Source organism: Thalassotalea ganghwensis, from assembly GCF_053485795.1.
This window is the reverse complement of sequence record NZ_JBQRUM010000010.1, coordinates 44,497-62,229: the sequence shown is the minus strand read 5'-3', so window position 1 is coordinate 62,229 and position 17,733 is coordinate 44,497. Positions and strand designations below refer to the sequence as shown.

Below are 17,733 nucleotides of genomic sequence, written 5' to 3'. Positions count from 1 at the left end.
TCATATTGTTTTTGACTTTTGATTTTTTGCTCGTGATTTTTTGTCGGTAAATGATTTTCGCTGCCAAGGCATCGCACACCAGTTGAGTTGTAATTGTTCAACGTCGTTGACCAAGGTAGGAAATAAGGTCGTTACAGGCTTAGCATCTTGATGTGTTTTAAATACGGGGTCAAAATAGCGGTGTCCCATGTCTGCAGCAATAAAAATACACGGTTGTTTCTTTTCAATGAGAGGGGCACACCAGCTGGCGACGGTATAGCAAGAGCCCGCCGAAAGACCGGCAAATACACCATATTCTTTAAGCATTTCAATTGCGCCATGTCGGCTGTAATCAAACGAAATCCAATGAATATAATCGTAAAACTCTGCCCGAACATTTCGAAATTCAATGGAGCTGCCAATACCTGCGATTATGATATCTGGGTCTTCAACATGCTCAGAATCAAAAGTGACACTGCCAAAGGGCTGAACGCCATGTAAAGTGACATTTCTTCCTAATTTACGTAGAAACTTGGCTGTTGCGCCAGTTGAACAACCCGAGCCGACACCACCTACTAAGGTCAATGCTTGCTGTGGAAAACTTTCAGCAATATAGGTTGAAAACTCTTGATAGCCTAAATAGTGAATATCATCATGGTACTGTTGCATCCAGTGAACATTGCTGCGTTTACTTAAGATTTCTTGGATACGTTTAACGCGGTTTTCTTGATCCATTTTTAAATTGGCCGCTGACTTTGCTGGTTCAACAATAGCGCCAAGCAGCTCAAGCTGTAATTTAAGCACGGGATCCACTGTTTTTGAGGCGATAATATGGCATTTGAGGCCATATTTATTGCAGGCAAGCGCAAGCGCGTAAGCATAAATACCACTAGAGCTATCAAGTAAGGTATCATTTTGACTTATTAAACCACGTTCAAGCAGTGACTTAACTGCTGCCAATGTTGAATAGATTTTCATTGACTCAAACCGAGCAATATATAAGTTGTCGCGTAAATGAATAAAATGGGGCTTTTTTATTGCATCAGCAATGTGCGAATAGATCATGCGCCTATCTCCGTATATTGGCAAAACCCGCCCAGCTCTTTGTAAAATTGGGCAACATTTTCAAGAATTTTTATATTGGGTTTTTGGGCATAAAGTAGTCCGATGACAGAGCCCGTGTGAGCTGTGATCACCCCGTCAGCATCAAATTTCTTTTGTGCCTGCATGATTTGCTCAAAATGTAGCTTCGGTAATATTTGCTGAGATAACTGTGCGCTTAATGTAGCCACTTTGCATATGGCTTGTAGGTCACACTCCTGAAATGCGTGTTGGGCAAAGTGGTTTAATTGAAGGTAATCCCGATAGTGTTGTTGGTAAAAGTCCAACAACATGGTTTTAGTACCGTCGGTTTCGACTTCATCCGCTTCATGCATATACAAGGCGTACAGTGGCGGCATCTTTTTAAACTGATGAATGATTTCATGTTTGGAACTAGAAAACAGCGCGAGTCTATCTAAAAAAACGCTGTCTGAGCGCTCAAGCTTTGATAGGATTGAAAGGATTTCGTTTGTCGTTAGCTTCTTGCCAAAATAGCTAGCGGCACATCGTAACGTTGCAACAATATCAGCGGTCGAGCTTGCCATTCCTCGTGCAACTTGCAAGTCACTGTAAAAGCTCCATCGGCCACTTGGCCATTCAACGCTTTGCTGTTGGCAGTAAATTTTTAATGCGGTAAATGACTTTTCACGTTCGGGAGACGCTAGCTTTTGGTCTTTTAGACTGCTGAAACCGTTGGTGTCAGGCGTAAAATATGTCCAGCTGTATTTTGGAATTAATGAGGAGATGATGACGATTTCGTTGCTACCGTCTGTCGAGATCCCCTGATAAAGCTCACCTAATGCACCTCGACAGACCCCGACGCTTGCTTGGCTTGGCAAAATCTTTCTACGTCCTTTCGGCTCCAATTCCATCAGCATCCTATCGTGCTCCTACTAACGTGTCGTTAATCACTAACGCCAATTCTTCATTAATCAAGTTTAAGAATGTTATGTTATAACATAACATAAAGTAAAGGGTTTGCAGAAAAAACCTAAAATCTTAAGTTTTCTTTGGTTTTTTTAGTCTTGTTTGCTTCTCTTTTCTTTTTTAATAGCGGTGGTTGCTTTAAATTTTGTTATAATATAACATTTTGGTGCTTAAATATAAGACAGAGAATCAGCAACTCTTTCAAAACGGAGAAGGGACTATGGCGCACCTATTAATTATTGAAAATTGGGTTGAAGGAACGGGTAGGTTATTCCCAAAAGCAATTCATGAACTTGGGCACTCTTATACGTTCGTAACGCGGAATCGAAGCCACTACCTTGATGAGAAAACGCAAAAAATTCATCCGGTAATCGCATACGCTGATAATGTGTTGACGACTGAAACGAATGATACACAAGCGTTAATTGCTTTTTTAAAAGCACAACATCACGTGCTGAAATTTGATGGTGTATCAACGGTTTGCGATTATTATGTTGAAACGGTTGCCGATGTTGCTAAGGCGCTTAATCTACCACAAGCATTCTCTTCAAATGTCGGTGTTGAAAGACGCAAGCATTTGGTGCGATTGGCGCTAGATAAAGCGAATTTACCAAACCCTAAATTCGCGATTTGTACCAATTGGCAGGATGCCGTAAATGCGGCAAAAGATATTGGCTATCCGTTAATCATTAAACCGTCCGATCTCGCTTCAAGCGCTCATGTTACGCTTGCCCACGATGAAACAGAACTTAAAGTGGCTTTTGATACGTTGGCTAAGTTTACGCATAACTTTCGAGCGCAAGCGCGCGATGCCTTATGGCTGTTAGAAGAGTATATGGAAGGAGAAGAAGTCAGCGTAGAGGCGGTTACTTTTGAAGGTAAAACACACATTATTGGTATTACCGATAAATCGCTTACTGGCTTCCCCTATTTTATTGAAGACGGACACATGTTCCCTGCTGATCTACCGAGTGAGCAGGTAGATATCATCGTTGACTATGTCACTAAAGCTCTAGCAGCCGTTGGTCATGATAATGGTATTAGCCACACTGAAGTTAAGTTAACAGAGCACGGCCCTCGTCTTGTAGAAATAAATCCTCGCCCTGGTGGTAACTACATTGCTGAACTTATTCAAGCGGTCACTGGGATCGACTTTTTAGATACTCATATCAAATTGGCCTTGGCACAAGCGCCTGATTTATCTGGCCTTGAACAGGCAAAGGGAAGCGCTGCGGTTAAATTTTTGGTGCCACTGCAATCGGGCAAGCTTGTCGCAATTCATGGGCAAGAGCAACTTAGTGCTCACAATCATCTTTTACGATGGGATATCAAAGAGGCGCTTAATCAAGACATTTATCCGCCTATCGATAATGCCTGTTATTTGGGATTTGCTATTAGTCGCGATCAACAAGGACAATCAGCACGAGCTTACGCTGAAGCGGCAATATCGTCATTAATTATCGAAGTTGCAGCGTCTGAAGGAGCATAAGCCGTGTCATCATCAAATCAAATTGAAAATGTCAGTGCGTTGATTAACCAAGTGCTGCAAGGGCAGTATGCACTGTCTCCAAATGATGCCTATGTAGTTGGAGCATTCGCTGTACGTCAAAGTACCCGTTTCCCGGGCAGTGGGGAGACTTATCGTAATCACTATTTACTATTACGAGTAGGCAAAGCATTTGGAGGTTGCTGCCTAGAGCCTAAACAGCTTGATGAAATTGACGCAGAAGCTTTAGCTGGTAGCTCAATTGCCCAATTACTTGAGCATCCATTGTTAGGGGTTCGCATTGCTGCACTTGATGCTTATTTAGGTGAGGTTGCGCCACATCGCATGGCAAATTCTGTGACCCGATTTGAATTACCCTTAGGGACGCCTTATGAGCGGGCAGTGGCTAGAGATCAAGCAATTGTTAGTTTATTAAACATACAACCGGGTGAAAAAGTCGGTTTAATTGGTGTCGTTAATCCAATTGTTGATGAGATAACGCATCATGGCGGTATTTGTTTACCATGTGATTTCAACATGAGTAAAACCGCTTCAGGGATTAAAGTTGAGCAAGATATGTATGCGGTATTGCGCCAAGCCGATCGTATGATAATTACCGGTATGACCTTAACTAATGGCTCATTTGACCAGATTTTGGAAATAGTGCGTAAGCGATGTATTCCTTTGCTGGTTTATGCGCAAACAGGTAGCGCCATTATTCCACAGTTCTTAGGACAAGGAGTGAGTGCGATATGCGCTGAACCATTTCCTTACTCGCAATTTAGTGCTGAGCCAAGTGCGGTTTATCTCTATCAAGCAAGCCAAGCGACGTAAACAAGTTAGGTAATTATGGCGACGATACCATTAAACCCAAGCTTATCTGAACAGCAACGTAAAGTTGGGCTTGCTTCGCTGCTCGTTTATACCTTTTTTATGGTGGCGGGTTTTAGCATGTTAATGCCATTGGTGGCTGTCCATTTTGTTAATAATGTCGGCTTAGCGACAGCTATGGTCGGTTTGGCGTTAGCGGTTAGGCAAACTACCCAGCAAGGTTTAACGGTGCTGGGGGGCGTACTATGTGACAAATTAGGCGCTAAACCAATGATTTGTTTTGGCGTGCTAGTTAGAGCGCTCGGTTTTGCTAGTCTCGCTTGGGCACACGAACCGACTTGGTTATTTATCGCAATGATATTATCTGCTGTTGGGGGCGCATTATTTGAAGCACCGTATCAAGCAACGATTTTTGCGCTTACAACAAGCGAAGACCGTTCACATTATTACGTAGTGAGTAATTGGGTGGGTGGTGTTGCAACAACCATAGGGCCATTGATAGGTATTTTTTTGCTGCAATTTGATTTTGCCACCGTTTGTTTTGGTGCTGCGGCCTGTTTTTTACTTAATAGTCTTATTGCCCTGTTTTTACTACCTTCACTTAATACGTCAACTGAAAAAGGCTCGTCGTTGTCAAAACTAGCGCGTGTCTGTCAAAACAAGCGTTTTGTTTTCTTTACGGCGTTAATGATGGGCTACTGGTTTACCTCGGTTCAATTTAATTTAAGTTTTCCGTTGTGGGCTGAAAAGCTCAGTGGCTACCAAGAAAGTGTCGGGGTGATGTATGCGCTCAGTGCGTTTATTACCATTGCATTGCAATATCACTTAGTTAAGTACTGTGAACGCTGGCTTGACACTCGGCAAATCTTTTTAATCGGTATGTTGTTGATGTCGATTAGCAGTGCAGCGATTGGTTTTGTCCCCAGTTTTGAAAGCTTTCTGGCATGTGTCGTGTTTTTTAGTCTGGGTGTTCTTCTAACGCGTCCAACTCAACAGGCGTTAACTGCCGCACTTGCTGATGCTAAAGCCTTAGGCAGTTTTATCGGCTTTAGTTACTTAGGCTTAGCCTTTGGTGGTGGGCTAGGTAATTGGTTGGGCGGTTTACTTATTGACTATGCTAACCATCAACAATTGCCTGCTTTACCTTGGCTTGTCTATGGCATGGTTGGCATCACCAGTACATTCGCACTTGCACGTTTACTTAAAACCCCAAACGCTGACGTACAACCAAGTCATGTAGCCACTTAATAAACATAATTTTGAAAACAATATATACCTTCTTAAGGAGAAACATAATGCGACCACGTAAAAGGATTGCACCGCAAATTAGCGCACTGTGTATAGCACTGTCATCGGCGATGGCAAATTTTGCCTATGCCAATACTGACGGTCAGGTGAAGGCCATTGATGAGAAAGGCAACCAACAGGGCAGTGAAGAAAAAAAACGATCAGGGCAAGCGACCGAACGTTTAGTCGTACTTGGTAGCTCTATTGGCACACTAGGACTCAATGATAGCTCAAGCACTGCCAGTAGACTTGGCTTAACTGCGATGGAGACACCTGCGACAATTGAAGTTATTGATGCGCAATTAATGCGAGCCCGAGGTTATACCAAGCTATCGGATTCATTACAAAACTTGCCAGGTGTGGTAACGGGCAACCACCCAACAGCGCCCTCGACCTTTTCAATGCGCGGTTTTAGCCGTGGTCAAATTACCGTATTACGTGATGGTTTATGGATTGGTCCTAGCACTATGGTTATGCGTCCGCAGAATACCTTTAACCTCGAACGTGTGGAAGTATTGCGCGGAACCGCGTCCGTACTAAATGGTGTAGGGTCGGTTGGTGGTACCGTTAATGCAATCACTAAAACGGCTAAGCCTGGAATACAAAATAATACCAATGTGCAAATGGGTTACGGTAGTTTTAATTCAAGCCATGTGGGGTTGGGTAGTCAAGGTGAACTAAGTGAAAACCTATGGTATACCCTTGATTTAAGCCGTTACGCCAGCGATGGTTATGTTGATGATACCGATTCAGATTCTAATAACTTTACCGCAAGCTTGTATTGGCAAGCATCTGATGATCTGGGTCTTAAATTCAGTGCTGATTATTTGGAAGATAATGTCGGTAGCTATTATGGCACACCGCTAGTACCAGCAACTGTCGCTAAAGACCCACTGAAGGTGATCAAAACCGCACGAGGTGAAGTGATTGATGGCGCAATGCGCGATATAAATTACAACGTCGATGATGCTTACGCAAAGTCTGATCAATTGTTTTTACGGGCCGATGCGTATTGGCAACTGTCGGACAATGCTCGTTTAGAATACAGTGTCTTTAATTTTGGCGCTGATCGCGCTTGGCAAAACGCCGAGGGCTATGTTTACTGTGCGGAAGTGGTTGGCACCTGCACACAAGAGGGTGAAATACAACGCTATTATGGTTACTTTATCTTAGATCATGAACAAGATGTTTTAGGTCATAGAGCTACCATCAATATCAACAATGATATTGGCAATATGGAAAATCGCTTTGTCGCTGGTATTGAAGCGATTGATCTTGATTTTGTCCGTAGCCGAGGATTCAGACGACAGGTAGCGCAAGTCACTGGTGATGGTATCGATCCTTACCAACCTATCTCAGGTACTTATGGAGAGCGGGAATTGCGAGGTGTTAGCCCAACAGATATTAAAACCAGAGCCGCCTTTTTTGGCGATGCACTTAAGGTAACGCCTGATTTAACGCTTGTTGCCAATGCGCGTTATGAAGAAATGGCGCTGGTCCGAGAAAACTTCAACGCCGAAGGTGTTAATGAGAATAATGGTTTTGAGCGAGACTATGACTGGGTAAGTTGGAGAGTTGGTGGCGTATATAATGTCAATGAAGAAGTCATGGCGTATATGCAATACAGTGATGCCAAAGATCCGATTAACTCGAATATTTTATTGGTTAACGCCAATCAAGATTTCGACTTAACCGATGCTACCCAGTTTGAAGTAGGTCTTAAAGGCAGTTGGTTAAATGGCAGAGTAGAATCAACTTTCGCGTATTTTGATATTGAACGCGACGATATACTCGAGCGCTTTGCGCTAGACAGCGTGACCAATGTCGGTGGTCGAAGCTCTCAAGGTATAGAAGTGTCGAGTTCATTTTGGTTAAATGACGATTGGCGTTTGAGTGTCAATGCTGCGTATACTGACGCAGAATTTCAACGTTCAGCGAACTTTGAATCGTTTGCAGAAAATACGCCTCCTAATGTGCCAGAGTTGACCGCTAATTTATTCACCAGTGTTAATAATATTGCTGGTTTGCCAGTAGAAATAGGTGCCTCAATGCACTTTGTTGATGATCGGTTTGGTGATAATGCGAATACGGTGACCTTAAACTCGTACACATTAACCAACTTATTCGCGGTATATCGTGGTGACAATTACCGCCTGACATTAAACGTAGATAATGTTTTTGATCAGAACTACGTGCCATGGTCAGATGTTTTCTATTTGCATCAGGATAGCCCAGGGTTTATTTATGCTAATCAATTATTGTTGGGTGCACCGAGAAGTGCACGTTTAATGTTTGATTATCAGTTTTAGTTGTACAAGGAGATAGTACATGAAGGCCATTAATCGTTATCCCCGACAATTGTTAAATTTATCGCTGTTTGCAGCGCTGGTCAGCTCTCCTTTGCAGGTAAGCGCCAAAGCGACCACTCTTGAGCAAATAGGAGCAGAAACTTATAAACCTTTGTTTTTTAGTCAATACAGTCCGCAAACGGCACTGGATATGGTAACGCAATTGCCTGGCTTTTCCTTAATTGAAACCGATGATGATATTCGTGGCTTTGCTTCTGGAGCAGGTAATGTGTTGATTGATGGTCGAAGACCAACAACCAAATCTGGCGGTATACGAGATGCATTGTCGCGTATACCTGCCAGTCAGGTTGCTTATATTGAAATTATTCGAGGAACATCAGGAACGTCAGATGCAGCAGGGCAAGCGGTTGTTGCCAACATTATTCAGCATAAAAAAAACGCGGCTAAGCGTTGGGAGTTTGGTGTCGGTCAGGCAAGTAACGTAGAGCTTTCACCAAGCGCTGAACTATTAATATCAACACAGCTTGGTCGTTGGGAGAGTTCATTTAAGCTAAATGTTAGTCAGGAAAATCAACCGCGAACCGCGACAATCGACAATTATTCAGCCGATGGCCAGTTAAAAAGCCTGCAAATTGAAGATAGACCGAGCCAGTTAAATAATGTGTTTTTATCAAGTGATGCCGTTAAACAGTTTACTGATGGGCAGCGTTTAAGTATCAACGCTCGCCTTGGTTGGAGCCAGTTTATGCCAGAAACTGAACGAAAAATGTATGCAGGTGATGCGAATGAAAACCAAGCACCATTAAGCTTGTTTGGTAATCAGCGCGACAGTCAATACTATGCGGGGGAGTTGGGGATTGAATGGCAACAAGATTTAACTCCAGAATGGCAATGGCGAGTGCTTAGCATTAATAATGCGCAAAACTGGTTTGTTGATTCTAGCTCTCAGACAGTTATGCCATTAGATACTATGCCAAATGTATCAAGTTTACGCTTCGATGAACATAAATCTGAGCATGTTGTTCGCTCATTAGTCAGCCATGCAAGTGATAATGACATTGGGTTAATGCGACAAGAGTATGGCATTGAAATAGCGCTTAACCAGCTCGATAGTTGGCTTAAACTTTGGGATGGTGATAGCGCATTATCAAGCTCTGCAAGTCGTAATAGCTATTCTAATGCAAGAGAATTGCGCAGTGAAATGTTTGCTAACTTTGCCTGGCAATACGATAAGGTAACGTTAGAGACAGGACTTGCTGGCGAATATTCAAAAATTGAAGTCGATGGTGATAGTGTTAGTGAGCAGTCGCTTACCTACTTTAAGCCATCTCTAGCTGTAATTTATAATTTAAATGACAACACCCAATATCGCTGGGACATTAGGCGTTCTGTGGGGCAGTTGGATTTTAGTGACTTCGCAGCCAGTGCTGATCTCGTCGATGATCGTGAGTTTTCTGGTAATGCTCGTCTTAAACCTGACAGTAAAATACGTACCGCATTGGCTATTGATCATCGCTTTTCAGATAAAGGTGCGGCGACGTTGGTGGCTTACTATGAATGGCGACAAGATGTATTAGAACAAGTTATTTTACCGTCGGGGGATTATTCGTTGGGTAACGCAGGCGATGCAAAAGTAAAAGGGCTTGAGGGGGCTGTGAAAGTGCCTCTATTTACGTATATCAAAGGTGCTCAAGTTAATGTCGTCGCAAAGTTTATCGATGCCGAGTTTAACGACCCTTTGACGGGAGAATCTCGTGCTTTAAGTAACATCAATGACCCGACAATTAAAGCTGATTTTCGTCAGGATCTAGAAGATTATCGCATTTCTTGGGGGGTTGGTTATCAGGCTAACAGTGAGTATGAATCTTTCTACGTGAATGAATATAGTTACTTTAAAAATCAAGGACGGTGGAGCGTGTTTATTGAAGGATTTTTATTCAATGACTTCAAGATAAACCTTTCGATAACTAACCTTGGTGATGAAAATCAGCTTTGGAACCGCACCTTGTTTAACGGAACACGCAATGGTGCCATCGCAAGCCGCCAAGTCACTAAGCGCACTCGAACACCTTATCTTAGCCTTTCTATCAGTCAAGCGTTTTAGGTAGTAGTGGTAGTGCTCAGTAGGTTGCTTTCATTTACTGAGCACTGTGTTAGCATGTGACTAAAATAATAAAGAGAGAGTCAATAGATGATTTATGCTATGGCGGCCATGGTGCTGTTAACGACGTTAGTTGGGATTGTAACTGTAAAAGCTAGGTTTGCGAGCGTTAAACGCAAACAGGTTAGTGTGAAGTATTTTCAATTAATGGAAGGGCAAGAAGTCCCTGAATTAGTGGCAAAATCAACGCGTAGTTTTAACAATCAATTTGAGTTACCTGTCTTGTTTTATGTGGTATGTACGCTTTTTGTCAGCTTAGGGATTGAAAGTCAGTTTGCGTTAATCGTCTCATGGGTGTTTGTCGCATCACGTTACTTACATGCATACATCCATTTAACCTATAACAATGTTTTACATCGACTTTGGTCTTTTTGGGTTGGGTTTGCTTGTACGCTGATATTGTGGGTTGCGTTATTAGTTAATATCACTTAATTGCTTTATGATGAGAAAGGCGTCATAGACGCCTTTCTAAGAAAGACTAATGCCCAGAGCTTCCCGTTTCTTGGCTTAAATCGATGCCAGCAGCTCGAGTGACCGGGTAACCTAGATTTTGCCAACCAAAAATACCTTCCCAAAGGACAACAGTATTGTGGTAACCTCTGGCGTTTAGTTTACTGATCAGGTAGTCGGCTGCGGCTCGCGGACAAGAGCAGTAAGCAACAATTTGCACATCTTTTGGTAGGTTTTTTTCGAGCTTATCGAGATCGGTGTAATAGGGCAATGGGAATGATCCTTCAATATGAGCGGTTTGCCATACAGACGGAACTCGGGTATCGAGTAAGACCATACGCTTTTTCGCTTTTAGCTCAGCAAACAAACTTTTTGCAGTGACATAGCCTTCGTCATTTAAGGTAAAATTAGCATCCTCATTATCGGGGTTAATGACATATTCTTGAGGCGTTGGTAGCTTGTTTCGAATCGCTTTATTTTGCTTCCAGCCACTGGCTTTCGAACGAATAAACGCGGTGACATTATCGATGTCCTGCGCAGAGAGTTTATTAGCAAAGGCTTCCATTGGTGTGCCATCACGGCCATTCTCTATGGCATAGCGAATAAACTCATCGGTGTTGTGAGCTAAGGCACTTTGGTTCCCTAAAGCTGGCGCTGTTATACCTTCACCTTGCTTGCCATGACAACTTGCGCAATGTTGCTGATAGACAATTTCACCACGCTTAATGTCACCCTCGACAGGTTTCGTTGATAATTTCACGCGTTCAACACCCGATTGCCAGAACAACCAGTAGGTTAGATCCCATGTTTCATCGAGGGTCATAGGGCCACCGACTTCATCTAAGTAGCCCGCCATTGCTGTTCCTTGGCGCCCGTATGACATCGGTCTTAATATCGCGTGAGGAACTCCTGACTCAAACAAGCTTTTACTGCGCAGAGATGGCGCGTGATCATTGGCGTGCCCTTCACGATCTTTTCCATGGCATAAGGCGCAATATTTCTGATAATTGCTTGCGGCCACACGTTCCTGTTCAGGGGTGAGTTTACGTGGCGGCGGAAGTTTCTCTCTTTCGGTAGCGAAAGTTGAAGCGCTAAAACTTAGCAGTATCGCAGCGAAAAGGCTAACGGCCACAAGTAATCGATGCATCATCATTTTCCTTAAAAGCATTTACTTTTCAGATAAGTCTAGTCTATGAGTTACCATCTGATTAAGTAAGTAGAAATTTGTAACGAAAGTTAGCCTTGCTGGCAATTGAAACGAACCTTGCTTAAAGTAACGGGATGAGATCGTTAACCTAATTGATATCACCGTGCACGGTTTTGTTAATGCTAACCCTTGTGACTTGGATTAAAATCCAATAATGTCTGTGCACCAATTCCAGCGAAGTGATAAAAATAATGGATAAAAGAAGTTTCTTAAAAACATCGATGGTAACGCTTGCAGGTGGGTCAATCGCCGCAATACCGACAGTTAGTGCTATCGCAAAAGAAAGTGATTCTGTATTACCCCGCGTCCATATGAATGTTGAGGCAATTACCGTTGTTGAGCGTCAGCAACGTATTGCTAAGGCGCAAAAATTGATGCAAGAGCATGGCTTTTCGGCATTAATTTTGGAACCAGGTGCAGCCATGGATTACTTTAGTGGTATTCAATGGTGGCGGAGTGAGCGCTTAACCTGTGTGGTGATCCCAAAAGAAGGTGATATTATTGCTATTTGCCCATTCTTTGAAGAGCCAAGTGTACGAGAATCACTAGCCCTTAAAAGTGATATTCGCGTGTGGCAAGAGCATGAAAGCCCTTTTACATTGATCGCTCAGTTTTTGAAAGATAAAGGGCTTGATCAAGGGAAGCTGGGTTTTGAAAATTCGGTTCGTTATTTTGTGCTGGAACAGACGATGGCGCTATTGCCTAATGCCAGACATACTAGCGCAGAGCCGATAACCTTAGGTTGCAGAATGTATAAAACGGCCAATGAGTTACGTTTACTTCACAAAGCTAACGAAGTGACGCTGGCCGCTTATGGGTATGTGTTTTCACAACTTAAACAAGGCATGACTCAACAACAAGTTAAGTCATTAATGAAGTCAACTCAAGCAAAACTCGGTGGCAGTGGTGCGTGGTGTTTAGCATTGTTTAACGACGCTAGTGCCTATCCTCATGGCACCAAACAGCCACAAACGATTAAAGAAGGTTCTGTTGTGCTAATGGACTCAGGTTGCAGTGTCCATGGCTACCAATCAGATATCAGCCGAACCTTTGTTTTTGGTAAAGCAAGTAAAAAACAACAACAGGTGTGGGAAACGGTTCGTGATGGTCAACTGATCGCGTTTGAGAAAGCTAAAGTTGGCGTTAGTGCTGGCGCAGTCGATGATGCCGTCAGAGCCCATTATCAAACTTTGGGATATGGCCCTGAATATCAATTACCGGGACTATCGCATCGAACTGGCCATGGCATTGGGATGGAAGGACATGAAAGTGTTAATTTTGTTCATGGTGAACAACAGTTACTCGCGCCAGGAATGTGTTTTTCCAATGAACCCGGTATTTACCTGCCCGGTCAATTTGGCGTGCGTTTAGAAGATTGTCTTTATATCGGGCAAGAGCGTGCCCATTGGTTTACCAAGCCACCAGAGAGTTTAGCGCAACCGCTAGGCACACTTAATCCTTTAGTTGTGTAGTTATAGGTCAAAAAGACCACAGGAATGGAAGTAAAAAATGACCACTTATTTTAGTGAAGAATTTAACCCAAGATTTAGTGATACTGATGCGTTGGGACATATTAATAATACGATGGTGCCCGTTTGGTTTGAAGGGGCGCGTGATCCAGTGTTTCGTTGGTTTACCCCTGATTTAGATACCAATAATTGGCGTCTTATTCTTGCCAAAATAGACGTGAATTTTCATGACCAAATGTATTATGGTCAGCCAATGGAAATTCGCACCTATATTGGCCGCATTGGCGGGTCATCTTTTGATGTTTATCAAGAGCTTTGGCAGCACGATAAGTTGTGTGCTTCGGGCACCGCGGTTATGGTTCACTTTGATTATCTGGATAAAAAAGCGGTTAAATTACCTGAAGATATTGTCGTTAAAATGCAAGAGTATCTAAAAAAACAATGATTGATTCTGTCATAACCTTAAAAGCCTTTGGGCAGGAGCTTGTTGTTAATCCTGCTCTTGGTGGTAGCATCGTTGGTTATCATGTCGATATTGATGGAACTTCATACCCGATTTTACGCGATGCTAAAACTGCCGAACACGTTTCTCAAGTTAGTAGCTTTCCTTTGGTGCCCTATTCAAATCGTATTAAATACGGTAAGTTTGGTTGGCAAGACAAGACAATAGCGTTGTCGCTCAACTTTCCCCCTGAAACTGGCACTATTCATGGTCATGGTTGGCAAATGCCTTGGCAGGTAGAGCGTAAAGCTGAAAATGAGCTTGTCTTAAGTTATCTTCATCAGGCAAATGATTGGCCATTTAGTTATCGAGTGCTACAAACGTTTACGCTGAGTGAAAGTGGCTTAACAGTGTCGATGTCGGTGGAGAACCTTTCCAATGAAAATATGCCAATTGGCTTAGGTTTTCATCCATATTTTACCCGTACTGAACAATGTTGCTTATCATTGCAAGCGCAACAAATGTGGGCGGTGGATGAACAGTGTTTACCGACAAAACTCGAAGACGTACCACCTGAGCTGACAGAACATACAGGTACAAAGGTTAATGACCTAGTCCTTGATAATTGCTTAACCAAGTTTGGTCAACAAGCGACAATTCATTGGCCTGAATGGCAAGTAGAGACACAGTTAAACGCCTCGACACTTTGTGATTTTGTCGTTGTGTATTCACCTAAAGGAGAATCATTTTTCTGTGTTGAACCAGTGACGCATATCACGGACGCATTTAACCTATTACATCAAGGCAGGTTGGATACTGGCGCGAGAAGTTTAGCGCCTCATCAAACAATGGCTATTGAAATGCAATTAGCCACTAAAAAACGATAAAAACTGGGGCTGTTTGTAGTGAACAGCCCCTTGTCGCTTAACCTTCGCCAGCCAACATGACTTAGCGACTTTGTGCTAAAAAGTAATTGAGCAGGCCCAGTGTTGAACTGTCATGTTTGGGATTTATTTGACCTGTTTTTATTTCACTTTCTATCTTATTTGCTAAGCCCTTGCCAAGCTCGACACCCCATTGATCAAACGAACAAATTTGCAAAATAATCCCTTGAACAAATATTTTGTGTTCATATAAGGCAATCAGGCTCCCTAACGATTTAGGTGATATTCTCTCTAACAGCATAGTATTGGTCGGTCGGTTACCTTTATGAACTTTGTGAGGAGCGACTTTGTCGATATAAGTGTCAGTTCGGCCAACCGCTTTTAGATCCGCTCTAACTTGCTTTTCATTTACCCCTTTCATTAACGCTTCGGTTTGTGCAAAAAAGTTTGCCATCAAGGTTTCATGGTGGCCAATAACGGGTGTAATGCTTGCTACAGAACCAATAAAGTCAGCAGGGACGATGTTATTGCTCTGATGTAGGTATTGGTAAAAGGCATGCTGGCCATTAATCCCTAATTCGCCCCAAATAGAGGGCACTGTCGCGTAGTCGATATCTTCACCGAGCCAGTTGACTGATTTTCCGTTACTTTCCATTTCTGCCTGTTGCAGATAAGCGCTGAGCATGTGCAAAGGTTGATCATAAGGTAGAATTGCCTGAGATTGTGCGCCAAGAAAAGTGCAATTCCAAACACTGAGTAACGCGAGCATCACTGGTGCGTTTTCGGCTAATGGTGCCTGTTGAAAGTGCTGGTCCATTTCACGGGCTCCTTCGAGCAAGGCAAGAAATTGCTCAAAGCCAATATCAAGTGCAATAGGAAGACCGATTGCAGACCATAATGAAAAGCGACCACCAACCCAATCCCACATGGCAAAAATGTTTTCTTCATCAATGCCAAATTTAGTCGCATTCTCGACATTTGCGGTTACCGCAACAAAGTGTTTCTTCACCGCGTTTTGGTCAAATGACGCTGCCGTTAACCACTTCATTGCTGTGTTAGCATTTGTCATGGTCTCAATGGTAGTAAACGTTTTACTGGAAACAACAAATAATACTTTTTCTGGATTTAAGGGTTTTAGCACGTTAGCGATTTGCGTGCCATCGACATTAGACACATAGTGAACATTAATACTATTGTCACTGTATTGTTTTAACGCTTCAGTGACCATTTGCGGGCCAAGGTTAGAGCCACCGACACCAATACTCACAACGTCTGTAATGCGCTTGCCTGAATAGCCTCGCCAATGTCCTTGGCGAACTTTATCAGTGAAGGTTTTCATTTTATTGAGCGTTTGTTTAACTAACTCGCTAATGTTTTCACCGTCAACCCAAATGGCTTCGTCTTCAATTGCTCTTAGGGCGACATGCAAGACGGCGCGCTCTTCTGTGGTATTAATTTTTTCCCCGGCAAACATTTTCGCTCGCCATTGCGCTAGTTCACATTCTTTAGCAAGTTCGATCAGTAATTGTTTCGTTTCGTCAGTGATTAAGTTTTTGGAATAGTCGAGTAGCAATTGCGGCAACTTGATTGAAAACTTCTCAAATCGTTGAGGATCGGCTGCAAACAAATCGTTCATATGTTGTGACTTCATTGCTTGTGCGTGTCTAATTAAATTTTGCCAACTGGTAAGTGAGGTTCTGTTTCCCATGAATGATCCTGCTTAGGCGTCGATGAGGCGTTGTTGCCTGAGTACGTACTTGAATATTGTCATTATACTCATTTTCTATCAATACGCATGAACTCGCTGATTATCTAATGTATTTATTAAACTTTCGTGAATTGGAAATAACTCGTATATTACCGCTATTAGCTATCACTGGGATGGCCAAAAAAAACGGAGCGAGTATGGTCAACGAGCTTAACATTGTTAGCAGCCAAGACCGTGATGCATTTTCACAAGCATTAAAGGTTCGCAGAGCTGTTTTTGTGGTTGAACAAAGGATCCCTCGCCATCTTGACTTTGATGGGTACGACCAATATTCATGGCATATTCTTGCAAAATCTAACCAAGGAGATCTGATGGGATGCGCGCGAATTACACCTCATGATGGTATGGCTATTTTAGCGAGAATAGCGGTGGTTAAAGCGTTTCGCGGCAAAGGGATCGCAAGTGTATTAGTCAATGAAGCATTAACTTTAGCCAGTAAACTAAAGCTAACCAAAGTGGAGATTCATGCTCACGAGTATTTATTTAATTACTATCGTCAGTTTGGTTTTGAATATATAAAACCGGTGGAGGTCGTTGGAGGTCACCAATTAATCGCAATGGAAAAAGCAATTTCTTAGAAATCGCAAATTACCCTCAATTTTTTAGTGGTAGTACTGTCACAAAAAATATCAGGGTGATAGAATAACTCTCTTAACTGTAATTTGATAACGTCCTTTTTACGAATATTTTGTCGTACAGGGTAGGGACGAAGTCAGTAACTTCGGTTGCTGCAAGACTTTAGTAGGAAAATTTCATGGCCAGTCGTGGTATAAATAAAGTTATTATCGTTGGAAACTTAGGGCAAGATCCGGAAGTTCGTTTTATGCCAAATGGCGGTGCAGTGGCTAACTTTACCGTTGCAACATCTGAAACATGGAAAGATAAGCAAACGGGTGAGCAAAAAGAAAAAACAGAATGGCATCGCATTGTTATGTATCAACGTCTTGCTGAGATTGCTGGTGAATACTTGAAAAAGGGCTCTAAAGTTTATTTAGAAGGTCGACTGCAAACGCGTAAATGGCAAAACCAACAAGGTGCTGATCAGTACACCACAGAAATTATTGTTAATGATATGCAAATGCTAGACTCTCGAGCTCAAGGTGCTCAGTCAGGTGGCTTTGCGCCGCAAGGTCAACATAACCAGAGTAGCGGACAAGGGCAGGGTGGGTTTAATCAACCAATGCAACAGCAGGCATATCAACAAAGTGCTACGCCACAACAACCTGCTCAGCAAGGTGGCTTTCAGCAGCAACCGGCGCAGCAGCAAGGTGGTTTTCAGCAACAACCTGCGCAACAAGGTGGCTTTCAACAGCAATCACCCCAACAAGGTTACAACAACCCGCAGTCAGGTGGACAATCTTCAGCGAAGGTAAACCCACAAGAGCCAACTATCGATTTTGATGACGATATTCCGTTCTAGCAGTTAGCGACC

General features: G+C 42.8%; 15 protein-coding genes. 11 read left to right on the top strand and 4 right to left on the bottom strand.

Going from position 1 to position 17,733, the window contains the following annotated elements; all coding sequences use genetic code 11:
- Positions 1 to 1,044, bottom strand: coding sequence for a pyridoxal-phosphate dependent enzyme (locus ACSLUH_RS11590; RefSeq protein WP_448567132.1), 1,044 nt, complete (start codon positions 1,042 to 1,044; stop codon positions 1 to 3).
- Positions 1,041 to 1,952, bottom strand: a complete 912-nt coding sequence (locus ACSLUH_RS11585; protein ID WP_448567130.1) for a PduX family protein — start codon at positions 1,950 to 1,952, stop codon at positions 1,041 to 1,043. Before ACSLUH_RS11585 ends, ACSLUH_RS11590 begins: the two co-directional genes overlap by 4 nt.
- A gap of 275 nt (positions 1,953 to 2,227) precedes the next feature.
- On the opposite strand from ACSLUH_RS11585, the gene ACSLUH_RS11580 reads away from it, so the two are divergent.
- From ACSLUH_RS11580 to ACSLUH_RS11555, 6 genes are all read left to right on the top strand, one after another.
- On the top strand, positions 2,228 to 3,496 hold the full coding sequence (locus tag ACSLUH_RS11580) for an ATP-grasp domain-containing protein (RefSeq protein WP_448567128.1): 1,269 nt from the start codon (positions 2,228 to 2,230) through the stop codon (positions 3,494 to 3,496).
- 3 nt (positions 3,497 to 3,499) lie between these two features.
- A complete protein-coding gene (locus ACSLUH_RS11575) occupies positions 3,500 to 4,327 on the top strand; it encodes a Rossmann-like domain-containing protein (protein WP_448567126.1) in 828 nt (275 codons plus the stop codon).
- A 15-nt stretch (positions 4,328 to 4,342) separates the two neighbouring features.
- On the top strand, positions 4,343 to 5,572 hold the full coding sequence (locus tag ACSLUH_RS11570; RefSeq protein WP_448567124.1) for an MFS transporter: 1,230 nt from the start codon (positions 4,343 to 4,345) through the stop codon (positions 5,570 to 5,572).
- 47 nt (positions 5,573 to 5,619) lie between these two features.
- Positions 5,620 to 7,920, top strand: coding sequence for a TonB-dependent receptor (locus ACSLUH_RS11565; protein ID WP_448567122.1), 2,301 nt, complete (start codon positions 5,620 to 5,622; stop codon positions 7,918 to 7,920).
- A gap of 19 nt (positions 7,921 to 7,939) precedes the next feature.
- Positions 7,940 to 10,024 (top strand): TonB-dependent receptor plug domain-containing protein, encoded by a 2,085-nt coding sequence (locus ACSLUH_RS11560; RefSeq protein ID WP_448567120.1) that lies wholly within the window; start codon positions 7,940 to 7,942, stop codon positions 10,022 to 10,024.
- Positions 10,025 to 10,111: 87 nt separating this feature from the next.
- Positions 10,112 to 10,513: an MAPEG family protein gene (locus ACSLUH_RS11555; RefSeq protein WP_448567118.1), complete on the top strand. Its 402-nt coding sequence runs from the start codon at positions 10,112 to 10,114 to the stop codon at positions 10,511 to 10,513.
- 46 nt (positions 10,514 to 10,559) lie between these two features.
- Here ACSLUH_RS11555 and ACSLUH_RS11550 read toward each other — a convergent pair whose 3' ends face one another.
- Positions 10,560 to 11,684: a c-type cytochrome gene (locus ACSLUH_RS11550; RefSeq protein WP_448567116.1), complete on the bottom strand. Its 1,125-nt coding sequence runs from the start codon at positions 11,682 to 11,684 to the stop codon at positions 10,560 to 10,562.
- Positions 11,685 to 11,929: 245 nt separating this feature from the next.
- Here ACSLUH_RS11550 and ACSLUH_RS11545 point away from each other — a divergent pair, with 245 nt between their 5' ends.
- Genes ACSLUH_RS11545 through ACSLUH_RS11535 form a run of 3 tightly spaced genes read left to right on the top strand, consistent with a single transcriptional unit; the run spans position 11,930 to position 14,536 of the window.
- Positions 11,930 to 13,210, top strand: a complete 1,281-nt coding sequence (locus tag ACSLUH_RS11545; RefSeq protein WP_448567114.1) for a M24 family metallopeptidase — start codon at positions 11,930 to 11,932, stop codon at positions 13,208 to 13,210.
- A gap of 37 nt (positions 13,211 to 13,247) precedes the next feature.
- The gene (locus ACSLUH_RS11540) at positions 13,248 to 13,652 is read left to right on the top strand and encodes an acyl-CoA thioesterase (protein ID WP_448567112.1); all 405 of its coding nucleotides are present in this window, start codon (positions 13,248 to 13,250) and stop codon (positions 13,650 to 13,652) included.
- Positions 13,649 to 14,536: an aldose 1-epimerase gene (locus ACSLUH_RS11535; RefSeq protein WP_448567110.1), complete on the top strand. Its 888-nt coding sequence runs from the start codon at positions 13,649 to 13,651 to the stop codon at positions 14,534 to 14,536. Before ACSLUH_RS11540 ends, ACSLUH_RS11535 begins: the two co-directional genes overlap by 4 nt.
- A 61-nt stretch (positions 14,537 to 14,597) precedes the next feature.
- Here the strand turns inward: ACSLUH_RS11535 and pgi are convergent, their stop codons facing one another.
- On the bottom strand, positions 14,598 to 16,241 hold the full coding sequence (gene pgi, locus ACSLUH_RS11530) for a glucose-6-phosphate isomerase (RefSeq protein ID WP_448567108.1): 1,644 nt from the start codon (positions 16,239 to 16,241) through the stop codon (positions 14,598 to 14,600).
- 56 nt (positions 16,242 to 16,297) lie between these two features.
- Between pgi and ACSLUH_RS11525 the strand changes: the two genes are divergently transcribed.
- Together ACSLUH_RS11525 and ACSLUH_RS11520 are read left to right on the top strand one after the other, a co-directional pair.
- Positions 16,298 to 16,879 carry a GNAT family N-acetyltransferase gene (locus tag ACSLUH_RS11525; RefSeq protein ID WP_448567106.1) on the top strand — a complete coding sequence of 194 codons (582 nt, stop codon included), beginning with the start codon at positions 16,298 to 16,300 and terminating at the stop codon, positions 16,877 to 16,879.
- Positions 16,880 to 17,055: 176 nt separating this feature from the next.
- Positions 17,056 to 17,721 (top strand): single-stranded DNA-binding protein, encoded by a 666-nt coding sequence (locus ACSLUH_RS11520; RefSeq protein WP_448567104.1) that lies wholly within the window; start codon positions 17,056 to 17,058, stop codon positions 17,719 to 17,721.
- Positions 17,722 to 17,733 lie beyond the last annotated feature (12 nt).